Origin of the sequence: Odoribacter sp. N54.MGS-14 (genome assembly GCF_000980295.1) — a bacterium.
Lineage (GTDB): Bacteria > Bacteroidota > Bacteroidia > Bacteroidales > Marinifilaceae > Odoribacter > Odoribacter splanchnicus.
Genome location: NZ_LARL01000119.1, coordinates 1 through 4,529 on the forward strand (window position 1 = coordinate 1; position 4,529 = coordinate 4,529).

Here is a 4,529-nt window from a genome sequence, read left to right on the forward strand (position 1 = left end):
GCCACGCTGCCGCAATTTACACCTGAGGCTCTGAAACACAATATGCCCCTTGTTGTACTTGTCCGTCGGTGGGCGGAACGCAAAGGAGTAACTCCCGCACAGTTTGCACTGATTTGGATGCTTTCGCGTAAACCCTGGATCGCTCCGATTCCCGGAACAACCGATCTGGTACATTTGGATGATTTTCTGGGTGCGGGGACGATTCGTTTGTCGGCCTGGGAGATGGAGGAGTTCGACCGTGCTTATTCTAAAATAGACCTGATGGGCCACCGTGCCGATCCCTTTACCGAAAGTCAGATCGATAAATAAATGAATAAAACAAAAATTTATCAGGATTATTGTATGAAGCGATATGGGAAAATCAATTTTAAATATACTGCTTATGTCTGTTATGCTATCTTGTAGTACGGCGGTGAAAGAGCATACGACAAACCCCTCCGGTATGATGGAAACGGGGAAGAAAAATATCGGGAATCTTTTGGCTCTTTACCCGAAACCGATGACGGTTATCGGCGCGCAGGTGGAAGGAAAAGTAAACTGGCTTGTCGTCGGACACACAGGCATTATCGGTCACGACCGTATACTCGTGAGTATGAATAAGCAACATTATACCGATCAAGGAATCAGGAAGTCGAAGAAGTTGTCGATCAATCTTGTCAGTCGGGAAATGTTGCCTGAGGCCGATTATGTAGGCAGTGTGAGCGGTGCTTCGGTCGATAAGTCGAATGTTTTCGATTACCATATCGGAGAAAAAGGTACACCTATAATCGATGCTTCCCCTTTAACGATGGAGTGTGAGGTGGTGGATATTTACGAAACCGACGGCTTCGATAATTTTATCTGCTCCGTAGCTAATACTTATGCCAGGCCAGAGGTTCTCGACAGTACCGGCCGACTGGATTATACCCGGCTGAAACCGGTTCTGTTCACATTTCCGGCTTATTCTTACCTGGCTACAGGAGAAGTGATCGGCAAGTGCCTGAAACCCGATAAAGAACCGGGTATGTGCGCTAAGTTGCCTATGGCTTCGGACGGTATCGTGCGCTTGTCGAAAATTGAAGTTCGGCCGGAATATCTCGATGCGTATCTGAAATATGCTGCCGAAGTCGGTGAAATATCCTTGCGTCGTGAACCCGGTGTATTGACTATGTATGCTGTCCGTGAAAAGGAAAATCCTTGTCGGATAACTATTCTTGAAACATAACTTTATCCAATAAATACCATTATGAACAAGATCTATTTATTTTTAGTATTCAGTATTTTAACAACAATCGGTATGGCACAGGAAAAAATCAAACAAACAGCGGGGCGTGACCAGTTGGGAACATTCGCTCCCAAATTCGCAGAACTCAATGACGACGTTCTTTTCGGCGAAGTCTGGAGTCGTACGGACAGACTCGGCTTGCGTGACCGTAGTTTGGTAACAATCACTTCACTCATCAGTCAGGGGATAACGGACAGTTCGCTGACATTCCATTTGCAATCGGCCCGGAACAACGGCATTACCCGAACAGAGATTGCAGAGATTATCACGCACATCGGTTTTTATGCGGGTTGGCCGAAAGCTTGGGCTGCGTTCCGGCTTGCCAAGGAAGTGTGGGCCGAAGATACGAACGGTGAGGATGCGAAAGCTGCTTTCCAACGTGAGATGATCTTTCCCATCGGAGAACCGAATGCGGCCTATGCCCGGTATTTCACCGGCAATAGTTATCTTGCACCTATATCGCGTGAACAGGTTTATATTTCCAATGTCACGTTCGAGCCGGGTTGCCGGAACAATTGGCATATCCACCGCGCGAAAAAGGGAGGCGGACAGATGCTTATCGGTGTTGCCGGACGAGGTTGGTATCAGGAAGAGGGTAAACCAGCCGTAGAAATTTTACCCGGCACAGTGATCCATATTCCCGCTAACTTGAAACATTGGCATGGGGCAGCAGCCGACAGTTGGTTCGCTCACCTGGCGTTCGAGATTCCGGGAGAAGGCTCTTCTAACGAGTGGCTCGAACCTGTAAACGATGAAGCATATAATAAAATTCAAAAATAAAAACCGGCTTTCTATGTATAAATTTATATTCGTATTATTGGTGGTCGTTGGAATGGCGACTGCCTCGAATGCCCAAGAAAAACAAAATATGAAACAATCGGATAACAAGCCGCTTGTTGCCTATTTCTCGGTGACAGGAACTACGGCACGTGCAGCTGAGAAATTAGCCCGGGTTACGGGTGGAGAACTTTATGCGATAACCCCTGTCGAATCGTATACAAATGCCGATCTCGACTGGAATGACAAAAGGTCGCGTAGTTCGGTAGAGATGAACGATCCGAAGTCGCGTCCGGCCATTCAGGAAGCGAAAAAGAATATTGCCGATTATGATGTGATTTTTATCGGCTATCCGATCTGGTGGAATCTTGCTCCACGTATTATCGATACGTTCATTGAAACTCATCACCTGGCAGGTAAGACTCTTATTCCTTTCGCTACATCGGGTGGAAGCGGCATTACCAACAGTGTCGGCGCATTGAAAAAGGCTTATCCCGACCTGAACTGGAAAGAGGGAAAGCTATTGAACCGAATGGACGAGAACGGTATCCGTGAATGGATCGGTAAAACGTCGAAGGATTAGCGTAGCCCGGAAGGGACGCTGATCTTTTTCTGGCTTTGCCGGAAAGACCTGGCATTTTGTACTTGTTCGTGTTCGGTGACCCGGTCGCTTCTGTCGGTCAGTTGGCTTTTTCTTTCACTGACCGGCGGAACTCCTCACTTCGCAAAAAAACTTTACGTTACATTTCCGTCAGACACCAGGGCGTTCAGAAAAAAGTAAGATACCACTCGCCAGAGCTCCAATGGTCACCGAACACAAATACCTTCGACTGATGCTAGCACTTCATGGGAAACGAACGGCGACCTTAAAAATATGAACTCCTACAAAACAGATATTTTCTGAACCCCTCATATTAAGATTTTGCTTGTAAATCAGTGTTTTATAAAAATCCGGTTAGGTAACTCAGGTATTCCTGCTCCGATAGAGGCCTGTCTTTTTATTCAATAAAACTTTCCTTCTCCTTCCTTTGACTTGTAGTGCTGACGGCACAAAACCCGGAATCGGAATAGAAAGAAAAAATAAATCCTGGAATTTTTTAGTTACGACAGTTACAGAAATCAGATCTAACCGCTATAATAGTTGTAACAAAAAAAATAGAACGATTATTTGGGTTAAATAAAATACAAAATGTGAGACAAATGTATGAAAAATTTATACAAACTAAACATCTAGCCGTCAATTTTATACAAAAATTTGCGCATAAATACGATTTGACAAGTTATTACGCTAATATAATCGTTCGTTTAATCTTGCAAAATCACAGACCATGAAGAAATTACTGTTTTTTATCATCTTGTGTTCTCTCTTTTCTTGTTCGACAGAGACACAGGAAGAGCAACCGGTCGTTACCGGAAAAAATTTTGCCTTATCCCTGTATAGCACAGATTCTATTTATCAATCGGGAATCGATTCCTTGTTCTTATTCTATTTCCCCGAGAGTTCGACTCCGGCCAAACCGATCTATTTTCAACAAGAGTTGGCTTGGGGAGATCCGATTGTCCTCCAGGATTTGGAACCGGAACCTCATACCTTTATCACGGTAGCCTGTTCGGGTTCTCTTGAAGAATTAAAAGATCTTCACATGGAGCTTCATCGGAACTATATCAGAATCAACAGACACGACAATGTCTCTGAAAACCTGTTTGGAGGAGTATTGAAAGCAGATCCTGTCTCTGGAGAAAAGAAATTTGAGCTTCAAAGGTTAGTTGGTGGAGTAAAAATCAATATCACCAATTTTGACTCTTTAAATATACAAGGTTATCCTAGTTGCCATATTACAAATTCCCCTGCATGTATCTGTCTGGGAGATTATGAAGATGAACCTGTATACTATGACGAATATATACGGACAGACAATTCCTGGTACTATGTTTTTCCAACCTATGGAGTGGTAAAAGGAATGATTGAAATCGATTACCTCGATGAGAATGGAATTAACAAAATCAGAATGTTTGAGTTTACCGGTAAGCATGCAATCGAAGCCAACAAAAAACTTGAATTGAATTTCACCTTACAGAAGAAAGCCATAACGAAAAGCGGTGCTGAAGATTGGCAGTTGACTCTCGAAGAAGAAGTAAGCGTTTTATAACCCAAAAAGAATCAAGATATGAAAAAAATAACCTATAGCATCGTTCTGCTTTGGAGTGTTCTTTTTTGTTCCTGTCAAAAGGAAGATACGCTCACGACAGTCCCTGACGGAGGAGTACAACTGAATTTCAGCGGAGCTCAGGCCAACCTCAGCGCAGAGGAATTAAGCAATATCGTCGAAACCTTTCACGTGCTTATCTACGACGAAACAGGAAATTTCGTCAGACATAGCGAATACGAAAATCTGAAAAGTGTCTCTCCGGTCAAACTTCCTATCGGACAGTATACTTTCGCTTATCTTTCCAATATCAAATCGGATTTAATCGGCGGTATTCAGGA

5 protein-coding genes and 1 pseudogene are annotated in these 4,529 nt (G+C 43.8%); all 6 read left to right on the forward strand.

Annotated features, from left to right (window positions below; translation table 11 throughout):
* The coding region (locus tag WS42_RS14265; RefSeq protein ID WP_046451318.1) for an aldo/keto reductase at positions 1-309 on the forward strand (309 nt) is incomplete at its 5' end.
* Positions 310-352: 43 nt separating this feature from the next.
* Positions 353-1,201, forward strand: a pseudogene (locus tag WS42_RS14270) (flavin reductase); the annotation flags it as partial.
* A gap of 24 nt (positions 1,202-1,225) precedes the next feature.
* Positions 1,226-2,044, forward strand: coding sequence for a carboxymuconolactone decarboxylase family protein (locus WS42_RS14275; RefSeq protein ID WP_217778679.1), 819 nt, complete (start codon positions 1,226-1,228; stop codon positions 2,042-2,044).
* Positions 2,045-2,057: 13 nt separating this feature from the next.
* Complete coding sequence (locus WS42_RS14280) at positions 2,058-2,624, forward strand: flavodoxin (protein WP_013613090.1); 567 nt, start codon at positions 2,058-2,060, stop codon at positions 2,622-2,624.
* 745 nt (positions 2,625-3,369) lie between these two features.
* On the forward strand, positions 3,370-4,191 hold the full coding sequence (locus WS42_RS14285; protein WP_022159776.1) for a hypothetical protein: 822 nt from the start codon (positions 3,370-3,372) through the stop codon (positions 4,189-4,191).
* An 18-nt stretch (positions 4,192-4,209) separates the two neighbouring features.
* The coding region (locus tag WS42_RS14290) for a FimB/Mfa2 family fimbrial subunit (RefSeq protein WP_046451320.1) at positions 4,210-4,529 on the forward strand (320 nt) is incomplete at its 3' end.

Excerpts from the sequence above, each read along its gene's own strand:
- WS42_RS14275 (WP_217778679.1), top strand. The coding sequence starts at position 1,226 with ATGAACAAGATCTATTTATTTTTAGTATTCAGTATTTTAACAACAATC.
- WS42_RS14280 (WP_013613090.1), top strand. The coding sequence starts at position 2,058 with ATGTATAAATTTATATTCGTATTATTGGTGGTCGTTGGAATGGCGACT.
- WS42_RS14285 (WP_022159776.1), top strand. The coding sequence starts at position 3,370 with ATGAAGAAATTACTGTTTTTTATCATCTTGTGTTCTCTCTTTTCTTGT.